21 protein-coding genes are annotated in these 24,116 nt (G+C 63.8%); 8 read left to right on the forward strand and 13 right to left on the reverse strand.

Translation table 11 applies throughout. From position 1 onward, the window contains the following. Window positions 1-81: 81 nt before the first annotated feature. Window positions 82-939 carry an energy-coupling factor transporter transmembrane component T gene (locus BN423_RS09435; protein ID WP_232385561.1) on the reverse strand — a complete coding sequence of 286 codons (858 nt, stop codon included), beginning with the start codon at window positions 937-939 and terminating at the stop codon, window positions 82-84. A gap of 253 nt (window positions 940-1,192) precedes the next feature. Between BN423_RS09435 and glmU the strand changes: the two genes are divergently transcribed. Both glmU and BN423_RS09445 read left to right on the forward strand, forming a co-directional pair. Then, entirely contained in the window at window positions 1,193-2,584 is a 1,392-nt protein-coding gene (glmU, locus tag BN423_RS09440) for a bifunctional UDP-N-acetylglucosamine diphosphorylase/glucosamine-1-phosphate N-acetyltransferase GlmU (protein WP_019240004.1), read from the forward strand. Window positions 2,585-2,626: 42 nt separating this feature from the next. Continuing rightward, on the forward strand, window positions 2,627-3,610 hold the full coding sequence (locus BN423_RS09445) for a ribose-phosphate diphosphokinase (protein ID WP_019240005.1): 984 nt from the start codon (window positions 2,627-2,629) through the stop codon (window positions 3,608-3,610). A gap of 361 nt (window positions 3,611-3,971) precedes the next feature. On the opposite strand, the gene BN423_RS09450 is transcribed toward BN423_RS09445, so the two are convergent. Further along, window positions 3,972-5,030, reverse strand: coding sequence for an endonuclease domain-containing protein (locus BN423_RS09450; protein ID WP_232385562.1), 1,059 nt, complete (start codon window positions 5,028-5,030; stop codon window positions 3,972-3,974). Between the two features lie 304 nt (window positions 5,031-5,334). Between BN423_RS09450 and pth the strand changes: the two genes are divergently transcribed. The 4 genes from pth (at window position 5,335) to BN423_RS11945 (ending at window position 8,179) form a co-directional block, all read left to right on the forward strand. Beyond that, complete coding sequence (gene pth, locus BN423_RS09455) at window positions 5,335-5,964, forward strand: aminoacyl-tRNA hydrolase (protein WP_026089072.1); 630 nt, start codon at window positions 5,335-5,337, stop codon at window positions 5,962-5,964. Between the two features lie 247 nt (window positions 5,965-6,211). Next, window positions 6,212-7,474: an arginine deiminase family protein gene (locus BN423_RS09460; RefSeq protein WP_019240008.1), complete on the forward strand. Its 1,263-nt coding sequence runs from the start codon at window positions 6,212-6,214 to the stop codon at window positions 7,472-7,474. Between the two features lie 4 nt (window positions 7,475-7,478). After that, window positions 7,479-7,925 (forward strand): helix-turn-helix transcriptional regulator, encoded by a 447-nt coding sequence (locus BN423_RS10900; RefSeq protein WP_019240009.1) that lies wholly within the window; start codon window positions 7,479-7,481, stop codon window positions 7,923-7,925. Between the two features lie 32 nt (window positions 7,926-7,957). Then, the gene (locus BN423_RS11945) at window positions 7,958-8,179 is read left to right on the forward strand and encodes a hypothetical protein (RefSeq protein WP_222859237.1); all 222 of its coding nucleotides are present in this window, start codon (window positions 7,958-7,960) and stop codon (window positions 8,177-8,179) included. A gap of 119 nt (window positions 8,180-8,298) precedes the next feature. Here BN423_RS11945 and argF read toward each other — a convergent pair whose 3' ends face one another. The 4 genes from argF to BN423_RS09490 form a co-directional block, all read right to left on the reverse strand. Next, a complete protein-coding gene (gene argF, locus BN423_RS09475) occupies window positions 8,299-9,306 on the reverse strand; it encodes an ornithine carbamoyltransferase (RefSeq protein ID WP_019240011.1) in 1,008 nt (335 codons plus the stop codon). 73 nt (window positions 9,307-9,379) lie between these two features. Beyond that, window positions 9,380-10,651 carry an arginine deiminase gene (locus BN423_RS09480; RefSeq protein ID WP_019240012.1) on the reverse strand — a complete coding sequence of 424 codons (1,272 nt, stop codon included), beginning with the start codon at window positions 10,649-10,651 and terminating at the stop codon, window positions 9,380-9,382. A 177-nt stretch (window positions 10,652-10,828) separates the two neighbouring features. Then, window positions 10,829-12,073 (reverse strand): arginine deiminase, encoded by a 1,245-nt coding sequence (locus BN423_RS09485; protein ID WP_026089074.1) that lies wholly within the window; start codon window positions 12,071-12,073, stop codon window positions 10,829-10,831. A 95-nt stretch (window positions 12,074-12,168) separates the two neighbouring features. Next, the gene (locus BN423_RS09490; RefSeq protein ID WP_232385563.1) at window positions 12,169-13,617 is read right to left on the reverse strand and encodes a YfcC family protein; all 1,449 of its coding nucleotides are present in this window, start codon (window positions 13,615-13,617) and stop codon (window positions 12,169-12,171) included. Window positions 13,618-14,080: 463 nt separating this feature from the next. Between BN423_RS09490 and BN423_RS09495 the strand changes: the two genes are divergently transcribed. After that, complete coding sequence (locus tag BN423_RS09495; protein WP_019240015.1) at window positions 14,081-14,917, forward strand: sulfide/dihydroorotate dehydrogenase-like FAD/NAD-binding protein; 837 nt, start codon at window positions 14,081-14,083, stop codon at window positions 14,915-14,917. Then, complete coding sequence (gene gltA, locus BN423_RS09500; RefSeq protein ID WP_019240016.1) at window positions 14,905-16,308, forward strand: NADPH-dependent glutamate synthase; 1,404 nt, start codon at window positions 14,905-14,907, stop codon at window positions 16,306-16,308. Before BN423_RS09495 ends, gltA begins: the two co-directional genes overlap by 13 nt. A 283-nt stretch (window positions 16,309-16,591) precedes the next feature. Here the strand turns inward: gltA and BN423_RS09505 are convergent, their stop codons facing one another. The 7 genes from BN423_RS09505 to BN423_RS09535 form a co-directional block, all read right to left on the reverse strand. Beyond that, window positions 16,592-17,269 (reverse strand): cytidylate kinase-like family protein, encoded by a 678-nt coding sequence (locus tag BN423_RS09505; protein ID WP_019240017.1) that lies wholly within the window; start codon window positions 17,267-17,269, stop codon window positions 16,592-16,594. Between the two features lie 100 nt (window positions 17,270-17,369). Further along, entirely contained in the window at window positions 17,370-18,017 is a 648-nt protein-coding gene (locus BN423_RS09510) for an amino acid ABC transporter permease (protein ID WP_019240018.1), read from the reverse strand. A 3-nt stretch (window positions 18,018-18,020) separates the two neighbouring features. Continuing rightward, window positions 18,021-18,767: an amino acid ABC transporter permease gene (locus tag BN423_RS09515; protein ID WP_019240019.1), complete on the reverse strand. Its 747-nt coding sequence runs from the start codon at window positions 18,765-18,767 to the stop codon at window positions 18,021-18,023. 108 nt (window positions 18,768-18,875) lie between these two features. After that, entirely contained in the window at window positions 18,876-19,718 is an 843-nt protein-coding gene (locus BN423_RS09520) for a substrate-binding domain-containing protein (RefSeq protein WP_019240020.1), read from the reverse strand. A 118-nt stretch (window positions 19,719-19,836) separates the two neighbouring features. Further along, window positions 19,837-20,568, reverse strand: a complete 732-nt coding sequence (locus BN423_RS09525) for an amino acid ABC transporter ATP-binding protein (RefSeq protein WP_019240021.1) — start codon at window positions 20,566-20,568, stop codon at window positions 19,837-19,839. A gap of 373 nt (window positions 20,569-20,941) precedes the next feature. After that, window positions 20,942-21,283 carry a hypothetical protein gene (locus BN423_RS09530; RefSeq protein ID WP_019240022.1) on the reverse strand — a complete coding sequence of 114 codons (342 nt, stop codon included), beginning with the start codon at window positions 21,281-21,283 and terminating at the stop codon, window positions 20,942-20,944. A gap of 6 nt (window positions 21,284-21,289) precedes the next feature. Next, window positions 21,290-23,995: an autotransporter outer membrane beta-barrel domain-containing protein gene (locus BN423_RS09535; RefSeq protein WP_232385564.1), complete on the reverse strand. Its 2,706-nt coding sequence runs from the start codon at window positions 23,993-23,995 to the stop codon at window positions 21,290-21,292. Window positions 23,996-24,116: the final 121 nt, after the last annotated feature.

Raw genomic sequence — 24,116 nt, forward strand, 5'->3', positions numbered from 1 at the left:
CAGCCGCCCGCGCCGCGTCGCCCGCCGCGCGCGCCGCGCCCTCGGCACCCGTCCGCCTCATCGCACCAACCACCGCTTCGCTCATCGAAACCTCATCACCTCAAGCGCGTGGAGCGCCGTGGGAACGAACATCCAAACCGCATAGGGAACATACCCCCACCACGCGACGAGCCGTGACATGGTGGGATAGAACTCGTATTGCCCGGTCGCCGCGATGGAGATGACTGCGCACAGGCAGCCGCCGAGCGCGATCGCGACGAGCGCCGCCGCGTCCGCCCCGGTAAACCGGTAGCGCGCGTACGTCGTCCGCCGGCGCGCGGCGCCCCAGCCCCGGGCCCGCATCGCGTCCGCCGTCTCGAGCGCGTCCTCCATCGTCCAGCCCATGAGCACCGACGAGAGCCGCAGCCGACCGCGCACGGCGTCCGCGGCGCGCCTGCCCGGGAGCGTGGCGGCGTCCTGCACGAGCGCGATCTGCCTCCCCTGCCGCACGAAGCGCGGGATGAGCCGCATGCTCTGCGAGATCATGAGCGACACCACCGGCACCGCGTTGCCCAGCAGCGCCATGCACTTCTCGAACGGCAGCAGCGTCGCCGCCGCCTGGAACCACAGCGCGCTCGCCACGAACAGGGCACCCATCGTGCAGCCGTAGGCCAGGCTCTCGAGGTACACCGCGCGCCCGCCGATGCGCAGCAGCTCGGTCGAGCCCGAGGCCGAGAACACCGGATTGAGCACGGCGATGACCAGCACGAGCGGCAGCTGCCACCGTAGGCGCGCCAGGCTCGCGCACAGGCCGTCCGCGCATACCGAGTACGCGAAGCCGCCCGCGAGGGAGATCGCCACGAGCACCGGCTGCAGCGAGGCCATCGTGAGCCCGAGCGTGAACGCCAGGTACAGCGCGGCCACCGCCGGGTGCGCCGTGTCGAATGCCGTATGTCGCACGCGCGCCGCCACGCACCCGCTCCGTTCGCTCGCCTGCCGGGCCAGCGCCGGCACGACGTCGCGCGGTGCCGGGCGACTGCAAGTGTATCGCACGCTCTGCGTATTCGCTGTGACGTTTACCTCGCCTTTATGCATATGGCATCCCAGAGAACCTGATGCTGGGTTATTATCGGAACGGTAAGGAGCTCGACCGGCCCCGACGCCCCACGCGCCGCCGCGCCCGCCGAGCCACTCCAAGCGAACGGGAGCACCCATGAACGCAACTGCCATCATCCTCGCCGCCGGCGAGGGCACCCGTATGAAGTCCAACCATGCGAAGGTCGCGCATGCCATCCTGGGAAAGCCCATGATCTGCTGGGTCGTCGACGCGGCGCTCGCCGCCGGCTGCGAGCGCGTCGTGGTCGTCGTGGGGAGCCACGCCGACGAGGTGCGCGCCATCATCGACCGCACCTACGAGGATTCCCCCGCGCCCGTCGACTGCGTCGAGCAGGCCGAGCGCCTGGGCACCGCGCATGCCGTGCGCGTGGCCATCGAGGCCTGCGGCGTCGGCGACGGCCCCGTCGTCGTGCTCAACGGCGACCTGCCGCTCATCCAGCCCGAGACCATCCGTGACTTCGCCGAGACCATCACCGCGAGCGGCCTCGCGGCGGCCGTCCTCTCCTTCATGCCGCCCGTCCCGCAGGGCTACGGCCGCATCGTCCTCGACGAGGACGGCGCGCTCCTGCGCATCGTGGAGCAGAAGGACTGCACCGCCGAGGAGGCGGCCATCGCGGAGTGCAACGCCGGCTGCTACGCCTTCGACGGCGAGCAGCTCGCCCTGCATATCGGCGAGGTCGGCTGCGACAACGCCCAGGGCGAGTACTACCTGCCCGACATGCTCGGCATCCTGCGCGAGGCGGGCCAGCGCGTCTCGTCGTTCTGCTGCGACGACTACCGCGACGGCCTCGGCGTGAACAGCCGCGCCCAGCTCGCCGAGCTCACGGCCATCGCGCGCGACCGCATCAACGACCGCCTCATGGCGGAGGGCGTCACCTTCATCGATCCCACGCAGGCCTGGATCGGTCCGGACGCGACCATCGGCCGTGACACCATCGTCTGGCCGCAGACGCACCTCATCGGCCGCTGCCACGTGGGCGAGGACTGCGTGCTCGGCCCCAACACGCGCCTCACGAACGTGCGCGCGGGCGACCGCTGCTCCATCGACGAGACGGTCGGCATCGACGTGGTGCTCGAGAACGACATCACCGTGGGGCCGCGCGCCTACCTGCGCCCCGGCACGCACATCCTCGACGGCGCGCACATCGGCACGCACGTCGAGATCAAGAAATCCACCATCGGCGAGGGCTCGAAGGTGCCGCACCTCTCCTATATCGGAGACACCACCATGGGCGCGCGCGTGAACATCGGCGCGGGCTCCATCACCTGCAATTACGACGGCGTGCACAAGCACCCCACCACCATCGGCGACGACACGTTCATCGGGTCGGACACCATGATGGTCGCGCCCGTGAACATCGGGTCGCACGCGGTAACCGGTGCCGGCGGCACCATCACGGAGGATGTCCCTGACGGCGCGCTCGCTGTGGAGCGCACCGAGCAGCGCATCATAGAAGGCTATTCCGAGCGCAAACGCGCGCGCGAGTAGAGGCATCGAGGCACAAGGCAGCTTGCATTAAGGAGAGGTAACATGCCGACCAACGACCCGACGAAATCCCTGCAGATGGTGAAGACGCTTCGCCTCTACTCGGGAACCGCGAACCGACCGCTCGCAGAGAAGATCGCCCAGATCCTCGGGGTCGAGCTCTCCGGCCTTGCGCTCGAGAAGTTCGCCAACGGCGAGATCTACGCGCGCTTCGATGAGACCGTGCGCGGCGCGGACGTGTTCTTCGTCCAGTCCATCTCCGGCAACGTGAACGATGCCCTCATGGAGCTGCTCATCGCGACCGATGCCGCCAAGCGCGCCTCCGCCCGCACCATCACCGCCGTCATCACGCACTACGGCTACGCCCGCCAGGACCGCAAGGCCGCGCCGCGCGAGCCCATCACCGCGCGCCTCGTGGCGAACCTGCTCGAGCGCGCCGGCGTGGACCGCGTGATCACGCTCGACTTGCACCAGGGCCAGATCCAGGGCTTCTTCGACATCCCCGTGAACCACCTCTCCGCGCTGCCGCTCTTCGGCGATTACTACAACGCCATGGGCTTCGACACCGAGAACCTCGTCGTGGTGTCGCCCGACGTCGGCCGCGCCAAGGCCGCCAAGAAGCTCTCGGACATGCTCGATTGCTCGCTCGCCATCGCGCACAAGGGGCGCCCGCGCCACAACGCCGCCGAGGTCATGGGCATCATCGGCGACATCAAGGGCAAGACCTGCATCATCAATGACGACATGATCGACACGGCGGGCACGCTGTGCGCGAGCGTGCGCGAGCTCAAGAAGATGGGCGCCGGCGACATCTACGTGTGCGCCACGCACGGCATCTTCTCCGGCCCCGCCATCGAGCGCCTGAACGACGCGCCGATCGTCGAGTGCGTGGTCACCGACTCCATCCCCGTCGAGGTGGGCGGCAAGATCAAGACCATCACGGTCGCGAACGAGTTCGCCGACGCCATCGACGCCGTGTACTACGAGAACTCTGTTTCCGAGCTCGTCGGCGGCGATTTCGCGCTGTAATCGAGCGCGCTGGCGCGCCGGGAAGCGCCTTCGGCTTGCCTGAACCGGGCTGCGGCTCCGCCGCAGCCCGGTTTTTCGTTTTCAGGCGCAAAAAGTGGTGGTGGAATTCGGATATGCACGATTGGCTAAGCCCGCAGAACCCGATTCGCGTGGTTCAGGCGCTCCAGTCGCCTCGGCCAACGCCCTCGGACAAACAAAACCCCAGGATTTTGTCGCGCGCCATATTGGACAAGGGTTCATTTCCGCCTCGCAAGCCGTCCGACACCGTTCCCAATCGTGCATATCTGAATTCCATCACCACTTTTTGCCAAAGACGGCATCAAAACTTCCGCAGCAAGGCTGCGCGCGCCTGCAAACCGCGTTACGCCGGGGGCAATCCGACGCCTTTGCGCAATTCGTTGAGCCATGCCCCCTGGAGCTTGCGGTATCCGTCCGCGTAATAGCGGAACCGCCTCTTCGCCGCCTTGTAGATCGACCGCGCTATAGCTTCCAGCGCGACGATATCGCGCATCTGGTCGCGGTTGATAACGAGCACAGTTACGCCCATGCCTTTGAGCCCGTTGTTGCGCTGGCCATCGTGGATGCGCGCGTTCTCCTCCTCGTGGCCGGCGCCGTTGTATTCCAAATCAAGCTTAGCTGCAGGGATGTACGCGTCGCATACGGCGTACGGGACGTTCGACGCCATGCGCACGGCGTTCGCGTCGAAGTTCAAGCGGTAATTGAGCAGCATCCCGCCCTTGGGCAGGCCGGCGCATGCGAAGCCCCCGACCCGCATCGGGCCTCCAAGCACGCCGAACATCACGGTCTCCGCTGGCGAAGCCGACCCCGGGGCTGCGATGCGCACCGCAGCTCGAAACGTGGCAAAGTGGCTGCTCTTTGCCCAGCGCGCCATCGCCTTGAGCTCCGCCATCGTAACCGCCGGCTCGCATCGATAGTGCACTTGCTGCACGTCCTCGCGGTCGCGCTCGTCCGGCCACACGCCGCCCCACGAGATGGGCAACGTCGCCTCATCGGGCAGGGAGTACGTCCCGAGCAGTTCCATGAGCAGCGCGACCACCTCGCCCAGGGAGCGGCCGCGGGAATATTGGAGCGCCGCGAAGGCGGGCGACTCCGCGTAGACCCCGAGCGAGACGCGCATCAGCGCCCCGGCGGGCAGCGTCGCGGAGACGACATGGCAGGCGATGGGCTTCCGGTCGCGACGCGCCGAGGCCTCCCCCACGAGCACGTGGAGCAGCTCACCCTCCCCGGGCTCCCATGCGCCCAAACGGACGAGCTCGTCAAAGTCGATCTGGTCGGCGTTGGGCACGCAGCGCGCAATGGCCTGCCGTTGCTCGACACGACCGACCGCGTCCCACAGCAGCCTGTCGCGCGTGCGCCGCGCTGCGCGGATCGCCCGCAATGACGGAATATGTGATAGCACTAACGTCCCCATGCCGAGACGCTATCACATCCAAAACACCCTGTCTACGCTGGGGTTTTGTTCGTTTTCATTCTGTTTCGCGTGCCAGATTCGTGTCAGATTCGTGCAAGGTTTTGTGCCAGATGTACTCTAGATTGCGCACCCTGTCCCTAATCAAAACGCTCCAAGGCGGCCACGCGATTTAGGACATTCGGCGGACATGTCCTACATCAACGACCGAAATGCCCGTTTGGGCGATAATTTGTCCGAAACGGAACGATGCTTCAGCACAAAAAGCTCTCACGGAGCGCTTTGGAGGAGTCGAATGGCCCAACCGCAACCGAAACCGATCCGCATGGTCGCCGGGCTGGGAAACCCCGGTGACGAGTACGCGAGCACGCGCCACAACGCCGGCTTCCAAACCGTCGACGAGCTCGCGCGGCGCGCGGGCGTTTCCTATTGGAAGAACCAGCTCGGCGCCGAGGTCGCCGTCACGCGCGTCCGCGACGCCGAGGCGGAGGGCGGCGTGCGCGAGGTCGTGCTCGTGAAGCCGCAGAGCTTCATGAACACGAGCGGCGGCCCCATCTCCAAGCTCTGCCGCGAATACGGCGTGGCGCCGGAGGAGCTGCTCGTCGTGCATGATGAGCTCGACATCCCCGAGGGCGACGTGCGCGTGAAGGTGGGCGGCGGCCACGCGGGGCACAACGGCCTGCGCTCCATCATCGACAAGCTGTGCAGCCGCGATTTCAACCGCATCCGCTTCGGGATCGGCGAGCCCCCGGGCAAGATGCCCACGGCGGACTTCGTGCTCAAGCAGCTGCGCGGCAAGGAGGCCGATGCGTTCGCCGACACCGTCATGCGCGCGGCCGACGCCTGCGAGCTCGCGCTCACGAGCGGCGTCATCTACGCCCGCGACCACGTGAACGGCGCCGCCGCGCAGAACGGAAAGCACTAGCATCCGAATGGGTTGGTTGGGGACGTGTTCCTTTCAACCCATTCGGATGCCACGGCGACGGTGCGATCGCACGAATGGGTTGAAAGGAACACGTCCCCAACCAACCCATCTCTAGCCACTCCCGTTGCTTCAAATTGACATATAACGTCAACTCACCGTCGTCCAAAACGTACGAACAATATCCCAGATACAATGCAATGGCAGTACCCATTCGGGCGGAATGCCCGTTCGCAAAAAAGGATCTGCCATGTCATCTCATTCCCTGCGCTTCCATATTGAGGACGAAGTAGAACCCCTGCAAAGCGTCATCGTCCATCGCCCAGGCAATGAGATGCGCGAGTTCGCCGCGGTGAATTTTGACCAGATCTTCTATCTCCGCGCTGCGCAAGGCAAGCAACAGCTCGATTTCGAAAAGGCACTGGAGGAGCACGACGGCTTTACAGCCCTGCTGAGGCACGAGGGCATCGAGGTGCTTGAGGTCGAAGACCTACTCGCAGAGGCACTCGAAACCGACGAGATGCTTCGAGCCTCGTTCGTGGACTCGTTCATAGCCCAAACCGGCACGAAAGGCGACGAGCTCCAAGCGGCAATTCGCTCCGTGCTGGAGTCCCGAAGCACGACAAGCGGTCTCGCGCGAATCGCAATCGAGGGCATCCGATGCCGCGATGCGGGTATTCCAAACTATCACCTCGAGCCGCTCGCTCACCTGCGCAGAGAGGAATACGACGGAGATTCCCTGCTCGCAGGCCCTATGAACATGCTGTTCTTCACACGCGATCCCGCCGTGGTCGTTGAAGATGGCGTCGTGCTCTGCAACATGTACTGGTCGGACCGCGCGCGCGAGGCTCTCATCTACCGTACAATCTTCGGACATCACCCCCTCTTCTCCTCAAGCACCGTATGGCATCGCGAAACGAGTTCGTTCCATATCGAGGGTGGCAACATCATGAACCTCAGCGCTGGCTCGGTCGCCATCGGCATCTCACAGCGCGCCGAGGCCGCCGCTGTAGACCACCTCGCGCGGTTGCTCTTCGCCGAATCACCTATACGCGAAATCGTCGCTATTGCGCTCCCGGATTGTGAGGGGCGACGCCTCCATCTCGATGCGTTTCTGAGCAAGGTGGACCACGGCCTGCTCCTCGCCGATCCGCTCCTACTCGAACAACCGGAGGTGTATCGCATCACTCCGGGAAAGCAAGAATCCATCTGCATCGAACGCCAGGATAACCTTGCTAAAGCAATCGAGCATGCTTTAGGCATACCAGTTTCATTTGTCCCGTGCGGAGGCTCTGCACGCGGACAAGCGGCAGAACAAGAAGCTGCGAACGGCGCGTCCTCCGTGCTCACCCTGGCACCGGGAAAAGTATGCGCCTGCCAGGGGAATCCACGCACCGCAGAAGCGCTCTACCGGGCGGGCGTCGATATCCTCATCGCCCCCGTCGATGAGCTTGTCTCGGGGTTCGGCGGGCCGAGCAGTCTCTGCATGCCCCTGCGCAGAGGTACGGCGTAAAGCAATGAGTATCGGGGAGAACATCCGGGAACTCAGACAGCGCGCAGGGCTCACCCAGGCGCAATTTGCCCAAAAGCTCGGCGTGACAAAGGAAACGGTCTGTCGCTGGGAGCGCGATGCCACCACCATTCGGAAGCGCCATGTGGACCAGCTCGTCCGCATCTTCGATATCGTACCGGATGATATCCTCAGCAGCTCCGGCGGCCTTGCCAGCAGACGCGACCTCCCGCTACCCTCCAACAACCTCCATGACAACCCCCCCCCCCATCCGATGCAGAACGTGCTGGCGAGCACCATCCTCATCTCCCAGCGCAGTCATTTCCGGTATATAAGATCGTTCCCGCCCCATCGGGCACCTCGATCGTCGCGCGCGGGCACGCGTATGCACCGCCCGACATCGCCGCACGGCATCCTCATGCTGCGTTCTTCCCCGCACCTGCGGGCGAGCTAAACCGCGTGTTTCCCAGCGGAAGCCTACTGCTCGTGGATCCAAACCTGCGCCCGTGGAACGGATGCTGCGTCGTCGCCGCTCTCGATGCCCGCACCGTCTTGGTGCGTCGATTCGCGCAGGCCAAGGGCATGGCTGCGCTCTCCTGTCACTCCTTTACCGTGCAGACTCCCGACATCGTCGTCGACCAGAGGCGCGTCCGAATCCTGGGCGTGGTCGTTTGGTTCCAAGCGGGCCATGATATGGGAGAAGCATAGGGCGCCCAATGCCGCGCGCGTTATCACAAGGAGCGATCCAGGTGTCTCTACGTTTCTTTTGAACACGAAGCGGGGAGCCGGCATTGCCAACTCCCCGCCCATCATTTGAACCAAATGCTTTATTTCAGCGTCGCGTACATGACAGCCTTGATGGTGTGCATACGGTTCTCGGCCTCTTGGAACACGCGGGACTGCTTGGATTCGAACACCTCGTCAGTGACCTCCATCTCGGTGACGCCGAACTTCTTGGCGATGTCCGCGCCGATGGTGGTGTTGGTGTCGTGGAAGCTTGGCAGGCAGTGCATGAAGATCGCCGTTGGCTTGGCGAGCGCCATGACCTCGGACGTCACGCGATACGGCGACATGAGCTTGATGCGGCTCTCCCACAGCTCATCGGGCTGGCCCATACCCACCCACACGTCGGTGTAGATGGCGTCCGCACCCGTAACTGCCTCCGCGACATCCTCGGTCACACTCAGGTGCGCTCCAGACTCCGCCGCCGCCTCGAGGCACTTCTCCCACACCTCGGGCTTGTATGTGCGGTTGCCCTCGACGTCGCCCTGCGGGCCGCACTGCACGAAATCGATACCCAGCTTGGCGCAGATCACGGCAAGCGAATCCGCCGTGTTGCCTACCTGCCCCATAAAGACGAGCTTGCGGCCGGAAAGATCGTGGCCGAACTCCTCGCGCATGGTCATGACGTCAGCAAGCGCCTGCGTAGGATGGAACTCGGTGGTCAGACCGTTCCAGACCGGCACGCCCGCATTTGCCGCAAGCTCCTCCACGAGCTCCTGCCCATAGCCGCGATATTCGATGCCATCGTACATGCGACCGAGTACGCGGGCGGTGTCCTCGATGGACTCCTTCTTGCCCATCTGCGAGCTTCCCGGCTCCAGATACGTCACGCCCATTCCCAGGTCCATGCCGCCCACCTCGAAGGCGCAACGGGTGCGCGTGGAGGTCTTCTCGAAGAGCAGCACGATGTTCTTGCCTTCAAGGTAGCGATGCGGCACGCCTGAGCGCTTCATGCGCTTGAAGTCCACCGCGAGGTCGAGCAGATACTCGATCTCCTCGGGAGTGTAGTCGAAGAGCTTCAGAAAGCTCCTACCGCTGAGGTTGATGCCCATGTTCAGTTCCTTTCTTTAATACATACATCCTGTTGCTGCGCGCCCGGTACAAAGGCGCCATCACGCCTTGCCGTCACAGCTCGTCGCGCCAGAACGGCATGCTCATGCAGCGCGGACCGCCGCGTCCGAGTGATAGCTCCTCCGAGGGAACGACGAGCAGGCGGAAGCCCGCCTTGTCGAGCACATCGTTCGTGATCACATTGCGCTCGTAGACGCACACAACACCGGGCGCGACGGCGAGCGTGTTCGAGCCGTCGTTCCATTGCTCGCGCGACGCCTCGATGGGATCACCGCCTGCAACCTCGATGAGCCGCACCGTGCTCTGCCCTGTCATGACAGCGAGCGTTTCGGCAAGCGAGCCGTCGAGCCGCTCGATCCGCACGTTCCCCGGTTTCGCCCCGCGCGTGAGACGGTAGACGCGAAGCGTTTGGTAGATGCCAGGGTAGACGGTGAAGGCGTCGACATCGACCTGCGTAAACACGGTGTCGAGATGCATGAGCGCGTACGCATGCGGTATGGCGAAAGCATAGATTGACTCGATCTCGGAGGCCTCATCTCCCCAGAACAGGCTCTGCGCAAGGCGGTCGATGGCACCGGGCTCGGTACGATCTGAGAGGCCGATGGCCAGCGTATGCGCGTCGATGTTGAGCACGTCTCCGCCCTCGATATGATACGGCCACTCATGCTCGTACCAAATGGGAGCCTCCGCGTAATCTGGGTGGTAGCGGAAGATCGTCTCATAGAGAATGACCTCGCGGTTGCGCTGCGGCTTGCACATGTGGTTGAGCAGCACGCCGTGCCCTACCGTCGCGAGCGGATCCCGCGAGAACTGGAGTCCTGGAAGCGGTATGAGCAATGGCTCGGCTGGATCGTGCGTCGCCTCGAGATCCGCAAGCGTGAGCTCACTCGAGGCGGGCGGCTCAACGGCGCGGTATGGGAACCCGGTTATGAACGCTCGCACGAACTCCCGTGTATCCGTAATCGCATCAAGTCGTTCCCGTACGACAGCGCGCCATGCCGGGCTCGCGATCATGCTTTCGCGCATCGCCTGCTCCATGAACGCCTGACGCGCCCCGGGCACCGCATCGAGCGCCTCGACCACAAGGTCCTCAAGATAGAGCACCTCAACGCCCTCGTTCTGCAGCAGATGGGCGAACACCTCGTGCTCCTGTTGGGCGCGTTCAAGGAAGAACGCCCCGTGGCTCCACACACGATCGAAGTCCTCAACGCGAAAGTTCACAAGTTCCTTGCCTAGCCGGTGGAGCACCACCCGCCGCAGCGGGCCGATCTCGCTATGAACGTTCAACCCCCGCATGCTCATCATACGAAGCACCTCCTTCTCCATCGCTCTCCTGGCTCCGATGTACTTCCCCAGTCGTCCCGAATCGCCCTGGCCGCAAGGACGAAGCGCTTACCGTGCCCTTGCACTTGGGCATGCCCTTGCACTTGGGCGGTGCAGCGGGACGCCAGGGATGGGTTGGACGGGGACGTGTTCCGTCCAACCCATTGCACGTCCGCGCGCTTAGAGCTCCTCGCGCCAGAACGGCATGCTCATGCAGCGCGGGCCGCCACGACCACGCGAGAGCTCAGCCGAGGGAACGGTAAGCAGCTTGATACCGTTCTTGTACAGAAGGTCGTTCGTCACCACATTGCGGTCGTACACGCATACGACGCCCGGCTTCACGCACAGGGTGTTCGAGCCGTCGTTCCACTGCTCGCGCGCCGCGAGAACGGGGTCGCCACCGCCGCACTCGATGAGCTTCACGGCATCGAGGCCAAGCGCCTTTTCGAGGATATGCTCAAGCGTGTCGTCAATCTCCTCGATGTGCACCTCGCCGGGCTTGGCGCCCGGAGTCAAGCGATAGACCACCAGGTTGCCGAGGATATTGGGATGCACGGTAAACGTGTCGACGTCGATCTGGGTGAACACGGTGTCGAGGTGCATGAACGCATAGGACTTCGGAATCTTGAAGGCAAGAATCTCCTTGATCTCGCACTCCTCGGAACCCCAGAACATGTTCTGCGCCATCTGGTCAATCGCTGCAGCCTCCGTACGCTCGGACAGGCCGATAGCAAGCGTATGGCGGCTGAAGTTCAGTACGTCACCGCCCTCGGTGTGGAAAGCACTCTTGCGGTCGTACCAGCGCGGGACATCCTTGTACTCGGGGTGATACGTGAAGATGGTGTCACCCAGGAGCGTCTCGCGGTTGCGGTTGTAGTGGTACATGCGGCTCATGTTGACGCCGTTGCCCACGATGGCGAACGCGTCGCGCGTAAAGTAGCTACTCGGCAGCGGGTCGATGAGGGAATCGGCGTCGCCACCAGCTTCGGCCATCTCGACGAGCGTCTGCGCAGACGCCTTGGGCAGGTCGACCTCGCGGCGGCGGATGCCGCGGAACACGCGCTCGACGAATGCGGACGTATCGGGAATGGCGTCAAGGAACTCGCGCGCAGCGGCGATGTACTCCGTACCCGCCAGGCGGCTTTCGGCCAGATAGGCATCGGTGAAGACGCGGCGGGCGTCGGGATCGGCGTCGAGCGCCTCGCGCAGCAGGTCCTCGAGATACAGCACCTCGGCACCCTCGGAGCGCAGCAGATTCGCGAATGCGTCATGCTCCTTCTGGGCAACCTCGATGTAGAGCGCATCGTGGAACCACACGCGGTCAAAATCCTCATCGCCGAAGTACAGCATATCGAGACCCGGGCGATGCAGCATTACCTTCTTCAAGGGGCCTATCTCTGTATGGACATTCAAACCCTCGTACATGGGGGCTCCTCTCTTCTTGTGTGAGTCGGGGGATGCGTAGCGCTCACGTGTAGGTAGCGGCATCTAGAAATGAAACCGTCACCAAGCAGGCGCGCTTACGCGGGGACCAGACCGGAAATGGTCGTGAACGCAATGCCGGCAATCACAAGGAACACCGCGAACGGCCAGCTGCCTTTCCACCACTTGGCGATCGGCACGCCGCAGATCGCAAGGCCTGCAACCATGACGCCGCACATCGGGCTGAACGTGTTCGCGAGCTTGTTCGCCATATCGACGCCGGTAACGGCGGCCTGGATGTTCAGGCCCATGAGCTCGGTCAAAGGCCCGATGATGGGCATGGTGAGCGCGGCGAAGCCAGATGAGCTGGGCACGAGCAGCGAGAGCACCGCCAGGAACACATACAGCAGCACGGAGTACACCGCCGGCGGAACATCGGCAAGCGCGGTCGCGAGCGCATAGAGCACGGTATCGATGACCATGCCGCCCTCGAGGATCACGAGCACGGCGCGGGCGAGGCCGATGATGATCGCAGCGTACGCGAAGTCCTTCATGCCCTGGACGAACTCCTCGGCGATCTGGTGCTCGTTAAGGCCGCCCACGATACCCGAAAGGATGCCCATGGCCAGGTAGATTCCCGAAAGCTCGTTCATGTACCAACCCTGCGTGATAAGGCCCCAGATCATGAGGATCATGCCACCCAGGAAAACGACGAGCACGCCCTTCTGGCGACCGGTAAACGCGGTGTTCTCCAGCCCGCCCTCGGCAGCGTTATCCGCACGCTTCAGGTAATCCTCCTCGTAAACGATCGAGTTCTTAGGATTCTTGCGAACACGCAGCGCATAGCGCATGACGAAGAAGATCGCGGCAGCGGTGAGCACGACCCAATAAATGCAGCGGAGCCACAGCTGGGGATTGCCGGTGATGCCGACGATGCCCTGGGCAACGAGCGTGTTGAACGGATTGATGACACCCGCCATATAGCCCACGTTCGGGCCCAAGAAGCAAACCATGAACGCGGTAAAGGTGTCGAAGCCCATACTGATCATGATGGGCACGAAGATGGCGAAGAAGGGCAGCGTCTCCTCGGACATGCCGAACGCCGTGCCGCCAAGCGAGAAGAGAATCATCGAGATGGGAATGATGAGGACGTCATTTCCCTTGAGCTTCGCCACAAGGCGCTTCATGCCCGCCTCGATGGCACCCGTCTTGGTGATGATGCCGAACGAACCGCCCACGATGAAGACGAACGCTACGACATCGACCGCCCCCTGGATGCCCTCGGTGGGAGCCATGAGCAGATCGAAGACGCCCTGGCGCAGATCGACCTCGTTGCCGTCGGCATCTACCGTGATCTTATCCACAGGCGTATAGGTGCCGGCCACGGTCACCTCGCGTCCGTCAACCTCCGTCCGCTCATATTGGCCAGACGGCACGATCCACGTGAGGATCGTGACGACGACCAGCAGGGCGGCGATGATGGTGTACACATGCCAGAGCCTGAACTTCTTTGGTTTTTTCTCCTGAGCTTTTGAAGCGGCTTCCATACCGTTCGCCTCCTAAGCTAAACCGATACGACGTAATTCCAGCTGGTACGGCCAAGAATAAACGCAGCTTGGAGGGGTCGTGGGGCGAGTTCGGACGCAGGTTCGCGAGCGGCGCGCGGCGCACAACGGGCGGCGGGAGAGTTGATGTTTTGTGTCAATCAGAACGTTCCGAAGGAGCGAGGGCAGGGCGAGCAGGCTTAGCGATGGGTTGGTTGGGGACGTGTTCCTTTCAACCCATTCGCGCGATCGCGGCATCGCCGTGGCATCCGAATGGGTTGAAAGGAACACGTCCCCAACCAACCCATCCCCTCTCTTCAGCACGGCGTCGCGCCCGGTGCAACTTGCTATAATCGGAGCAGTATGCGCCGGCACGCATCGCACGGACGCGCGCCGCCATGGGTTGCACCGGGTCTCGCGCACCGCACGCCACGCAGCGCGCGGCCCGCTAAAAGAGAGGGGTTGTATGTACAAGATCCTGAAGAAGACGCAGTTCTCGGAGAAGGTCTTCGAGTTCCGCGTCCACGCCCCGAGGATGGCCAAGAAGGCGCACGCCGGCCAGTTCCTCATGGTGCGCATCGACGAGACGGGCGAGCGCGTACCGTTCACGTTCGCGAACTGGAACCCGGAGGAGGGCTGGATCGAGTTCATCTTCATGGTCGTCGGCAAGACCACGGAGTGCCTCTCCAAGCTCGAGGAAGGCGACGAGATCCGCGACATCACCGGCCCCCTGGGCTGCCCGACCGAGGTCGAGGGCGACCGCGTGGCCGTCATCGGCGGCGGCGTGGGCCTGGCCATCGCCTACCCGGTCGCGCGCACCCTCTGCGAGCAGGGCAAGAAGGTATCCGTCATCATGGGCGCCCGCACCAAGGACCTGCTCATCCTCTTCGAGCAGTTCGCCGCGCTGCCCCTCGAGAACCTCTTCGTCACCACGGACGACGGCACCATGGGCGAGAAGGGCGTCGTGACCCTGCCGCTCCGCCGCCTGTGCGAGACGGACGCCATCGACACCTGCTTCTGCGTCGGCCCCGTGCCCATGATGAAGTTCTCGACCCTCACCTGCCGCGAGTTCAACATCCCCATCATCGCGAGCCTGAACCCCATCATGGTCGACGGCACCGGCATGTGCGGATGCTGCCGCGTCGAGGTGGGCGGCGATACCAAGTTCGCCTGCGTCGACGGCCCTGACTTCGATGCGAACCTCGTCGACTGGGACGACCTCGCGCACCGTCAGGCCAGCTACAAGGCCGAGGAGGCCGCTTCCATCAAGCATTACGAGGAGGATTGCGCATGCCAGAAGTAAAGTATCGCCCGAACATCGGCGCCCCGCGCACGCCCGCGAACGAGGAGCCGGCCGCGGAGCGTGCCCGCGATTTCCGTCCGGTCGACACCGGCTACACGAAGGCCGACGCCATCGCCGAGGCCAACCGCTGCCTCGACTGCAAGAAGCCCCTCTGCATGGAGGGTTGCCCGGTGGGCGTGCACATCCCCCAGTTCATCGAGAAGATCCGCGCCGAGGACTGGGCCGGCGCGCTTTCCACCATCAAGGCCGATAACCTGCTGCCGTCCGTCTGCGGCCGCGTGTGCCCGCAGGAGAACCAGTGCGAGGGCAAGTGCATCCTCGGCAAGAAGGGCGAACCCGTCGCCATCGGCCAGCTCGAGCGCATGCTCGGCGACATGGCCGAAGAGGTGGGCGAGGCGCCCGAGTGCAAGCCGTCGAACGGCCACAAGGTCGCCGTCGTGGGCTCCGGCCCCTCCGGCATCGCCTGCGCCGGCGAGCTCGCGCGCGAGGGCTTCGACGTCACCGTCTTCGAGGCGTTCTTCACCGGCGGCGGCGTGCTCACCTACGGCATCCCCGAGTTCCGTCTGCCGAAGGACATCGTCAAGCGCGAGATCAAGGGCCTGGAGGAGCTGGGCGTCCACTTCGAGTACAACTCGGTGGCCGGCCGCCTTTTCGACGCCGAGGAGCTCTTCAACGAGGAGGGCTTCGACGCGCTCTACCTGGCCGTCGGCGCCGGCCTGCCGCGCTTCCTGCATGTCGACGGCGAGAACCTGCCCGGCGTGTACTGCGCGAACGAGTACCTCACCCGTACGAACCTCATGAAGGCGTACGAGTTCCCCGAGTACGACACGCCCATCCGCCACGGCAAGAACGTCGTCGTGTTCGGCGGCGGCAACGTGGCCATGGACGCCGCGCGCACGGCCCTGCGCCTGGGCGCCGAGAAGGTCACGCTCGCCTACCGCCGCACCGAGGCCGAGATGCCCGCGCGCCGCGCCGAGATCCACCACGCCAAGGAGGAGGGCGTCGAGATCCTCGAGCTCTGCAACCCCCTGCGCTTCCTGCCCGGCCCGGACGGCTTCGTGTCCACCATCGAGCTGCAGCGCATGGAGCTCGGCGAGCCCGATGCGAGCGGCCGCCGTCGCCCCATCCCCGTGCCGGACTCCGAGTTCGCCATCCCCTGCGACGTGGCCGTCACGGCCATCGGCACGCGCGCGAACCCGTTCGCGAAGCTCTGCGCCGACGTCGAGCTCAACCGTTGGGGCCTCATCGAGACCGATGACGATGGCCGCACGTCGAACCCGAAGGTCTGGGCCGGCGGCGACATCGTGACCGGTGCCGCGACCGTCATCCTGGCCATGGGCGCCGGCAAGAAGGCCGCCGCGTCCATCAAGAAGACGCTGCTGGGCGAGTAATGTAAATTTACCCCAGGGGTTTTTCGACATCTGAGAGCCCGAACCCTCCCGTGCGACCTGCGCGGGAGGGTTTTTGCTGCCGCGTATGTAAAATAACCCCAGGGGTTTTTCTACATGTAAAAATACCCCAGGGGTTTTTCGACATGCCCCGGGGTTTCGACATCGTGCGGGCGGCGAGCGGGGCGCGAACAACGCGCACGCAAAAGGACGGCCCCGGGCGCGTTACCACCCGGAGCCGTCCCCGTCGCACAGCGATGTAAAATAACCCCTGGGGTAATTTTACCTAGAGGCCGAGCTCGCGCACCTTGGCGCGGTAGGCGGCCGCGATCACGTCCACGCAGCCCTGGCGCCCCAGCTTGGCGCGGTTCACCACGAGGTCCTTGCCCATGTCCATGCGCCACTTGCCAGCGGAATACCGCTTGTAGAACTGCTCGCGCGCACGTTGCTGCTCCTTGACGAGCTTCGCGCCCTGGCGCTTGTCGAGCCCGCGCTTCGACCGCACGATCTCGATGCGCGCCTCGAGCGGCGCGGTCACGAGCACCGCGATCTGGTTGGGGTTGTGGCGCAGCAGGTAATCCGAGAGGCGCCCCTCGATGATGCAGCTCTCCGTGGAGCCCAGGTCGATGATCACCTGCGCCATGTTCTCGAACAGCTTGTCGGACACGTTGCGCGCGTCCATGCGGTCGGGCAGGAACGCCATGGTCTCGGCCGCGAGCTGCTCGTCGTAGGCGGCGATGCGGTCCATCGACTCGCCCGCGCGACGGCTCGACCGCACGAGGAGCTCCTTGTCGTACAGGGGAATCCCCAGCTCGGTGGCGAGCATCTTGCCAATCTCGTGCCCCTCGGCGCCGAAATCGCGCGCGATGGTGATCACCACCGGCTGCCCGGCGCGCGCGGCATCCTCCGCGGCGACGCGCTTCTCGAAACGGTGCTTGATGCTCGGCATGGTGATGATGCGCATGATGCCTCCTCGATGCCGGGCGGCGGCGCCACCCGGTTTGCTCCTGCTATCAAACAGGATACCCGCGCCGCGCCCGCAGCGCGCGACGAAATACCGATGCCTACGCAGCCACCACGCGACGCTGGTAGGCGCGCACGATGAGCGAGATGCCGAAGTTCAGGATGAAGTACAGCGCGAACACGAAGCCGTACAGCAGCAGCACCTGGCCGAGGTCGGTGGTGTAGCCCATGACGACCTTCGCCGAGAACATGAACTCCATGACGTTGATGCCCGCCAGGTACGAGGAGTCCTTGATCACCGTTGTGCACTGGCTGAAGAGCGCCGGGATGATGGTCTTGAACGTCTGCGGCAGGATGATGTACCACATGCTCGCGAAGAACCCGAAGCCCTGGCTGCGCGCGGCCTCGAACTGGCTCTTGGGGATGGAGTTCAGGCCGCCACGGATGATCTCGGCCATGACGGCGGAGGTGAACAGCGTGAACGCGAGCACCGAAATGAAGATGTCGGAGCCCTTGACGGTGAAGTAGATGAAGAGGATCCACAGCAGGTTCGGCGTGCAGCGGAAGAGCTCGATGTAGGCCGAGACGAGCCACTTGAAGATGCTCAGCTTGCCCGTGCAGTACTGCTTCACGAGCGCGAGCACCGTGCCGAGCGCCACCGAGCAGATGATGGCCAGGATCGAGATCTCGATGGTCTTGGCGAAGCCGGCCAGGATGAACGAGACGTTTGCGGGGGTGAAGATCTCCATGCGCTACGCCTCCTTCACGGGCTCGGGCGTGATGCCGGGGATCACCTTCGCGCGCGGCCGCTCCTTGGAGCGCTTCTCGAGCCACTGCACGAGCATGGCAAGCGGGAAGCAGATGATGAAGTACAGCACGCACGCCATGATGTATCCCTGCAGGTAGCCGTAGGTGGACACGAAGTTATCCGCGTTGTACATGAGGTCGCCGCCGGCGATGAGCGCGAGCACCGACGTGTTCTTCACCAGGTTGAGCGCATGGTTGCACAGCGGCGGCAGGATGACCTTGAAGGTCTGCGGCAGGATCACGTAGCGGTACGCCTGCACGCGCGAGAAGCCCTGCGAGAGCGCCGCCTCCATCTGGCCGCGGGGCACCGCCTCGATGCCCGTGCGGATGACCTCGGCGATGTACGCCGCGTGGTAGAGGCCCACGCCCACCGCGCCGATGGCGAACGACGACAGGCGCACCGGGCTCGGCGTGTTCAGGATGGCCTGGAGCACGCGGGGACCGGCCATGTAGTAGAAGAACACCTGCACGGGCAAGGGGGTGTTCTGGAAGAACTCGACGTAGACGCGGCTTATGGCGCGCAACACGCGCGAGCGGGTGGTCGAGAACACGCCCAGGATGGTGCCGAGTACCAGCGAGATCGCCAAGCCCGCCACCACAACCTGCAGCGTGAAGCCGAACCCCTCCCAGAAACTCCCCATCGAGTCGAAGGTGATCTGCCATCGCCGGGGGTCAAGCAGTCCGTCGAGCATACCGCTCCTTCCCTATGCCATAACGTGCAAATCGCCCGGGTGCGCGCCCCGGACGATCACGCGCCGCGGCGACGAGCCCCGCCCGCCGCCGCGGCGATTCCCAATCTGTTAGAGGAGGTTCCAGTCCTCGGCCTCCTGCTCGAGCCAGCCGTTCTCGAGCAGCTCGTTCACGGTGTCATCGACCACCTGCGAGAGGTCGGAGTCCTTGTAGGTGGCCACGCCGTACTCCTGCGCGCCGAACTCGATCTCGGGCTGCACGAGCTGCTTCTGATCGTTCATGTAGGTGTTCAGCGTGGAGCGGTCCATGGCGAACGCGTCGATGTTGCCGCTCTCGAGCGCGGAGTTGATGGACGGGTAGTCCGGGTACTCGTTGAACTCGGGCTCGCCCTCGATGCCCTGCTCCTGGAACATGGCGAGGATGGCTTCCTTGGTGGTGGAGCCCTGCGACACGCCGATGACCTTGCCCACGAGGTCGCTCATCTGGGTGATGCCGGAGTTCTTGAGCACCATGATGCCCACGTAGTCGGTGCGGTAGGGCTCGGAGAAGTCCCAGTCCTTCTGGCGCTCCTCGGTGATGGTGTAGGTGGCGCACACGATGTCGCACTGGCCGTTATCGATCACCGGGCCGCGCGTCTTGGGCGTCACGACGGTGAAGTTGCAGAGCTGCTGCTCCTTGGCCTCCTCGTAGGTGGTGTCGAGCACGGCGGCGGCGATCTGGTAGCACAGGTCGATCTCGAGGCCCTCGTACTCGCCCGTCTCGGTGTTTAGGAAACCGTAGCCCACGACGTCGGACTTGACGCCGCAGTTGAGCTTGCCGCGCTCGCGGATCTCCTCGAGCTTCGACGCGCTGCTGGCGTCGTCATCGCCGCCGCTGCAGCCAACGAGGCCGAGGCCGAGCACCGCGGCCGAAGCGCCGGAAACCTTGAGGAAGTTACGACGAGAGATGGACATGATGGAACCCCTTTCCGAATCGGGTGCCACGTGGGCAAAACGACGCTTTCAGGACTATCGCCACCGGGGGCGCGGCGCGGGTGCGCGGGCGCTGCCCCGGGCGGGCGCGCGAACGGCGCTAGTGCAGGATCTTGTTGAGGAAGTCCTGGCAGCGCGGGTTCTGCGGGTTGGTGAAGAAGTGCTCCGGGGTGCCCTCCTCCAGGATCTGGCCGTCGTCCATGAAGATGACGCGGTCGGCGACCTGCTTGGCGAAGTTCATCTCGTGCGTCACGCAGATCATGGTGATGTTCTCCTGCGCGAGCTCGATCATGACGTCGAGCACCTCCTGAATCATCTCCGGGTCGAGCGCCGAAGTGGGCTCGTCGAAGAGGATGATGGGCTGCTTGGTGCACATGGCGCGGGCGATGGCAACGCGCTGCTGCTGGCCGCCGGAGAGGTTCTGCGGGTACTCGCCCGCCTTCTGCTCGAGGCCGACGCGGCGCAGCGCTGCGAGGGCGTTCTGAACGGCCTCCTCCTTGCTCTTCTTCTGCAGCTTGATGGGCGCGAGCGTGAGGTTGCCGAGCACCGTCATGTTCGGGTACAGGTTGAACTGCTGGAACACCATCGAACTGTACTTGCGCGCCATCTCGAGGTGGTTCTTCTTGGTGACGAGCTGGCCGTCGATGAGCACCTCGCCGCTGGTGGGCTCCTCGAGCCAGTCGACGCAGCGGATGAGCGTGGACTTGCCGGAGCCGGACGGGCCGATGATGACGAGCTTCTCGCCTTCCCTGACGGTGAGGTTGATGTCCTTCAGGACGTGCAGGTCACCGAAGTACTTGTTCAGGTTGCGAATCTCGATCATGTTGCCCATGGGCGAGGTCCCCCCTTCATATGCGAATCCTGAGCGCGCGTAACGCGCTCGAGCGCGCAATGCGATTGATATACGCTCATTGTACGGGATAACAGATGAACAGTGCAGGGACGAACGATTCCCGCAATACACATGAAACCGAGTGCCGACAAACCGTGCATCTGCGAACGTTCTGCAGCAGTATACCCAAAGATGGGTGTTCTAGCCATTTTCATGCAGGGCGGGGGCGCGGCGGGGGCGCGGCGGGGGGGGTGCGACAGCGACGCAGCGCGCGCATACGACGACGGGGCGGACCCAGCCGGATCCGCCCCGATTGCGCACGTGATAAAAACCAGACAGGCTGGTTTTTATCATTTTTGCTGGCGCCTGCGCCCTACGACAGGCGCGCGCCTCCATATCGGCCACCCAGGGCAGCCGCGCGCTCACGGCCAAGCTCCGTCGCGCGGTACACGTTCCCCAGCTGGCCTCCGTTCTCATCGAACGATGGCTCGGAAACCACGTACCCATTGCGGCGCAACCGCATGAGGGCGTGGTCGAGGGTGCGGACGCAGCAGCCCAGGCGCTCGGCGAGCTCTCCCTTGCGGAAGGTGATCGAACCGTCCTCAGCGGTACCGCGCGCGATAAGCTCCAGCACGCGCTCGTGCACGAACGCATGGCGGCCGTTGATACGCTCGCTCACGCCCCGCAGCGATATATCCGATCTCCGGCTCGCCACGCGCTTCTACTCCTTGCCCTTGCTCTTGACCGCGAGGGCGGCGCCCAGGCAGGCGACGCCCGCGGCGCCGATGCCCGCGATCAGCGTCAAGCTGTTGTCTCCGGTCTGGACGAGGCCGTCCGAACCGGGCTTCGAAGGCTCTTCGGGCTTCGGCTGCTCGCCCTTGCCCTCCCACATGAGGACGAACGGCGAGAAGCTGGTCGTCTCGAACTTGATGCCGTATGGGGTGGTCTCGACCTCGACCGGCACGGCGTTCGCGGAGGCGATGCTATCCTCGACGTCGCCAGTGGCGATCTCGCGATCAAGCCCCTCGAAGTGCACGAGGTGGAACTCGGTGTTCTCATCCGTTCCCACAGGGTAGGGCCAGTACACCGTCACAGGCTCGCTCGAGCTGATCCAGGCGTTGCCGTTGTTCGCATCCACCAGATCGAGGTAGCGCGCATCGTACCAGGGGTTCTGGAACGTCGTGCCCGTATCGGCGATCACGTCGACCGCGCGGTTGGCGAGCTGCTGGTCATAGTCGTCGGCACCCTCGGTGTTGTGGTCGCTCACCACGTTGTCGAACAGCAGCGAGGGCGCGGCGGAATCCGTCACGTCGATGTTGCTTTCGTTGATGGTGTAGCGGGCGTTCTGGGACACCACCGCATAGGCCTTGCCGGCGTTCTCCGCCTTGGCATCGGCGAGGTCGTCGACCGTGTTGAGGATGTCCGTCACCACATCGGCCTGGTCGCCCGTCACATAGCGGACGTTCAGGTCGCCCGTCTCGAGCTGCATGGTGTTGTAGAACTTCTGGCCGTTGACGTCGACCTCGAAGACCACCTGGTTCTTATCGACGAGCTCGGTGTAGAGCTGCATCGTGTAGTGCTCGTTCAGGGTACCGCTCTCGCTGGGCTCGAAGGTATCGCTCGTCGAGGTGTTGCCCTCGCCGTCGGTGAACTCCAGACGGACGGGCACGGCCTCCTGGCCCTCGGTGGGCGCGGGCACGATACGGTAGATATGGCGGCCGTACGCGCCGGAGTAGGTCTTGCCGTACGGCTCGAGCGTCCAGTGGAGCTCGCCGTTCTCGCCGGCATACCCGTGCGTATAGATGGTGAGGTATTGGGAAAGATCGGCGTTCTCGCCATCGGTGGCGGCGCCCGCAGCCCGGAGCGCCGCGTTCACATCGTCAGGGAGCGCGAGGTAGAAGCCCGGCTCGGGGAGCGAGTTGCTGCCCGTGATCTGACCGTTGGACGAAACGCCCTCGTAGCCGTCCGTACCGCCCATATAGATGGTGATGTCGGCCGGGTCGACCGTCACCACGCCGAACCCGTGCGCCGCCTTGAGGGCAAGCGCGCCGGTCACCGTAGTCGTGTCGCCGTCGAAGGTGTACTTCTCGACATGGACACCGTCGTAGGTATCGGCGTGCGCCTCCCAACGGGCGTCGGCAGCGTCGATGAACCAGCCGTCGATGGTGTCGGTGCAGTCATCGGGGTTGCCGTCGCAATCAACGCCGTCAAGCTTCCAGCCACTTCCAACATGGCCGAACGTAATGCTACCGGTGCTGTAGATATCGTCGCCCGACGTCGTGGCATGGTTGTTATACACCTGGGCATCGCTTGGGAGCGTCAAGTTGCCGGGGTTGTAGATTCCGCCGCCGCTTCCGTCGCTGTTGTTGGTGATCGTCACCTTCGCGCCGTCGTGCATCACCGTCGTGCGCTGGTTGTCCAGGCCGTCGCCGCCATTGCCGATCAGGGTGAGCGCAGCTCCGCTCTCGACCTCGCCCGTCCCGTTGGCGGTCAGGTTGAGGCCGGCGCCCCAGTACTTTGCTCCATTGGTATTGGCGGTCAACGACGACGTTCCATCAAGATAGAAGTCGCCCGATCCGACATTCACACCAGTACGACCGTTTCCATTAGCGGTAACTATGGATTGGTTCTTTATGACAAGATGACCCGTCGATAGACCATGGTCGCCGTTTTCGTTATAGGTGACCGTCGCGTTATCGAGGTAGTAGTTCGAGCCGTTTGATCCGTTTCCCCTGCTATTGAGCACTTCAAGCTTCGAAGAGGTAACGTACACGTTCCAGGTTCCAATGACTCCGGAATAATTGTTCCTGAAGCTAACGACAGAGTCGTTTGAAATGTTGAACGTGTTATAGGGACTAGCTGCGTTGTAATCTTCGACGCCGCCACCGTTCGCGCAGTTAATGCACGTATACGACGAGCCGTTCAGCACGTTAACAGTTTCGGCAACCGAACCGGTATCCCAGGTTGCGATTCCGTCTCCCGCAGCAGAATCTATCGTGAGCTCAGCCTTATTATCGAGCGTGATCGTCGCCCCGTTGTCGAGCATGATCGCAGCATTTGCTGGATTATCCGAATACGCAGTCTTATTCGCATTGTTGATGACAACCTTGCAGCCATCAAGCTTCAGCTCATGCTGACCGGTAATTCCAAATGAGTACTCGGTGAACGTTACCGTATGGTTGCCCGTAATCGTTACGTTCTTATTGATTGCCCAGGCGGCGGTGAGCTCAGAGTCGCAATCCTGGAGCAGCTCAATCGTCTGACCGTCCTGAACCGCTTTTGCAGCCTCCGCAAAACTCTGATAATCCGTATCGCCGATCCTTGCAACGGGCTCCGCAGCCCACGCCGGTGCTGGCGCAGCCCATGCGAGCAGCACAGCGACGAGCGCGCACAGCATGCCGAGCGCCCGTAGACCCTTCCCCTTCACAGCAGGTCACCTCTCCATTTCCACGTCGTTTGAACCGTGTGACCGTCGTCTCTGGCCGGACGAACCGCTGCGCAGGGGCGACGTGCATGCCGTACCGGGAGACGTTGTTCAAAAAGCAGAC

The organism is Enorma timonensis, assembly GCF_000321165.1.
Taxonomy (GTDB): domain Bacteria; phylum Actinomycetota; class Coriobacteriia; order Coriobacteriales; family Coriobacteriaceae; genus Enorma.

Coding starts and splice junctions, on each gene's coding strand:
- glmU (WP_019240004.1), top strand. CDS start 1,193: ATGAACGCAACTGCCATCATCCTCGCCGCCGGCGAGGGCACCCGTATG.
- BN423_RS09445 (WP_019240005.1), top strand. CDS start 2,627: ATGCCGACCAACGACCCGACGAAATCCCTGCAGATGGTGAAGACGCTT.
- pth (WP_026089072.1), top strand. CDS start 5,335: ATGGCCCAACCGCAACCGAAACCGATCCGCATGGTCGCCGGGCTGGGA.
- BN423_RS09460 (WP_019240008.1), top strand. CDS start 6,212: ATGTCATCTCATTCCCTGCGCTTCCATATTGAGGACGAAGTAGAACCC.
- BN423_RS10900 (WP_019240009.1), top strand. CDS start 7,479: ATGAGTATCGGGGAGAACATCCGGGAACTCAGACAGCGCGCAGGGCTC.
- argF (WP_019240011.1), bottom strand. CDS start 9,306: ATGGGCATCAACCTCAGCGGTAGGAGCTTTCTGAAGCTCTTCGACTAC.
- BN423_RS09480 (WP_019240012.1), bottom strand. CDS start 10,651: ATGGAGAAGGAGGTGCTTCGTATGATGAGCATGCGGGGGTTGAACGTT.
- BN423_RS09485 (WP_026089074.1), bottom strand. CDS start 12,073: ATGTACGAGGGTTTGAATGTCCATACAGAGATAGGCCCCTTGAAGAAG.
- BN423_RS09490 (WP_232385563.1), bottom strand. CDS start 13,617: ATGGAAGCCGCTTCAAAAGCTCAGGAGAAAAAACCAAAGAAGTTCAGG.
- BN423_RS09495 (WP_019240015.1), top strand. CDS start 14,081: ATGTACAAGATCCTGAAGAAGACGCAGTTCTCGGAGAAGGTCTTCGAG.
- gltA (WP_019240016.1), top strand. CDS start 14,905: ATGCCAGAAGTAAAGTATCGCCCGAACATCGGCGCCCCGCGCACGCCC.
- BN423_RS09505 (WP_019240017.1), bottom strand. CDS start 17,269: ATGCGCATCATCACCATGCCGAGCATCAAGCACCGTTTCGAGAAGCGC.
- BN423_RS09510 (WP_019240018.1), bottom strand. CDS start 18,017: ATGGAGATCTTCACCCCCGCAAACGTCTCGTTCATCCTGGCCGGCTTC.
- BN423_RS09515 (WP_019240019.1), bottom strand. CDS start 18,767: ATGCTCGACGGACTGCTTGACCCCCGGCGATGGCAGATCACCTTCGAC.
- BN423_RS09520 (WP_019240020.1), bottom strand. CDS start 19,718: ATGTCCATCTCTCGTCGTAACTTCCTCAAGGTTTCCGGCGCTTCGGCC.
- BN423_RS09525 (WP_019240021.1), bottom strand. CDS start 20,568: ATGGGCAACATGATCGAGATTCGCAACCTGAACAAGTACTTCGGTGAC.